General features: G+C 31.4%; 2 protein-coding genes. One reads left to right on the forward strand and one right to left on the reverse strand.

Translation table 11 applies throughout. The annotated features are described in order from the left end of the window. Positions 1–338 precede the first annotated feature (338 nt). Positions 339–932 carry a zinc ribbon domain-containing protein gene (locus Q0409_RS00145; protein ID WP_298533749.1) on the reverse strand — a complete coding sequence of 198 codons (594 nt, stop codon included), beginning with the start codon at positions 930–932 and terminating at the stop codon, positions 339–341. A gap of 294 nt (positions 933–1,226) precedes the next feature. On the opposite strand from Q0409_RS00145, the gene Q0409_RS00150 reads away from it, so the two are divergent. Beyond that, a partial coding sequence (locus Q0409_RS00150; protein WP_298533751.1) for a sulfide-dependent adenosine diphosphate thiazole synthase occupies positions 1,227–1,708 on the forward strand: 482 nt, incomplete at its 3' end.

Raw genomic sequence — 1,708 nt, forward strand, 5'->3', positions numbered from 1 at the left:
AGTGATTGTCATTCCCTTTTGTATCTTTTGCTTGGCAACAAGTCCGAATGGTTTTTCACTAGACATATTTTTCACTTTTTAATGATAATTTTGAAATATTTTTTCTATATTGTAATGATATATATTTCTTAATAATTATATTCTTCTAGGGTATGTTTTTCCCTAATAGTTTACAATTTATTTTATGAATAGGCTTAAAAAAAGTTTAAGTTAATATATAAAAAGTTTTTAAAATAGTAAAGTGAAAAAGATGATAATGAATAAAAAAAGAAAAAATAGATTAATAAACTAAAGTATTTGTTTATTAGTTTAATTAAGTTCATTAAAGCGGAGTTTTACTAAACACCAGATAGATCCATCTTGCCCATATCAAAATCAACACTCTCATTGAAAACCAATTCACCATTTGGATCTGTAATCTCCAATTGAATATGGCTGACATTATAGAATTCATTGGTTTGAATGGAACCTAAAGTGAAAGGCTGCGAATCCTTAGAAAAATGAAACACGGTACTCAAGTAGTCATCCTCATAAGATTTTATGAAATTATTGTCTGTGTCATAATAGCTTGCTTTCATCTGATAACCTTTAGGATCATCTGGCAAGTTCTTGAAGACTCCTTCCAATTCATAATTATAAAATGGAACTCCATCATTTACAAAAGTGAATCCATAAGTGTTCTCCTTAATCAAGGTTATGTTTTGAGAATCATCAGTGTTGTTTCCTATGAAACTAAAGGCCATTATTCCCACTATAGCCACGATTACTACAAGTGCAGCTAAAGCTTTAAAGTTCGGTGCATTTCTGGAAGTCTTTGCATGGTTGCCTGATTTCATTCTTTGGTCAACATCTTTTAGATCATGTCCACATTTTGCACAAAACAATGCTACATCTTCATTTTCTTCCCCACATTCAGGACAAAACTTAGTCATTACAATCCCCCCATATTAATATTTTTTTAATAATGATTTTTTTATTCAACCATCATAATAAATTTATTGATTCAAAGTTTCGTTTAAATTAGTTCATTAAACTAAAGTTTTACGAAACAACTTTTATTTCCTTTTTTAAGTTTAATTCGCCGTTATAATAAAATTTAAATATATAAAAAGCTAAAATACTTATAATTGTTTTAATTAATCAAAACAAAAATCTATTCAAATGGAGGTTTTATATTGAAAAAATTGGATGATATTACAATATCAAAAGCGATTATACAGGAATATATGAATGATTTTTTAGATTACACAGATATGGATGTAGCCATTGGTGGGGGAGGCCCTTCTGGAGTCACTGCCGGATATTATCTTGCTAAGGCAGGATATAAGGTTGCATTGTTTGAGAGAAAGCTCAGCATAGGCGGAGGCATGTGGGGTGGTGGAATGATGTTCAATAAGGTTGTCGTTCAGGAGGAAGGAAAGAGAATCCTCGATGAGTTTGGAATCAGATCTAAAGTTTTTGAAGACAATTATTATGTTGTTGATTCGGTTGAATGCACTTCCACCTTATGTTCCAAAGCAACTCAAGCAGGGCTTAAAATATTTAATCTGATGTCTATTGAAGACTTGATGGTTAGGGAAAATGGAATAAATGGGATTGTATTGAATTGGAGCTCTGTAGAGATGTCTGGATTGCACATAGATCCATTGACTGTCAGAGCTAAGGCGGTCATTGATGCAACAGGCCATCCAACAGAAATCACCAAGAT

Source organism: uncultured Methanobrevibacter sp. (assembly GCF_937898925.1).
Classification (GTDB): domain Archaea; phylum Methanobacteriota; class Methanobacteria; order Methanobacteriales; family Methanobacteriaceae; genus Methanobrevibacter.

Coding starts and splice junctions, on each gene's coding strand:
- Q0409_RS00145 (WP_298533749.1), bottom strand. CDS start 932: ATGACTAAGTTTTGTCCTGAATGTGGGGAAGAAAATGAAGATGTAGCA.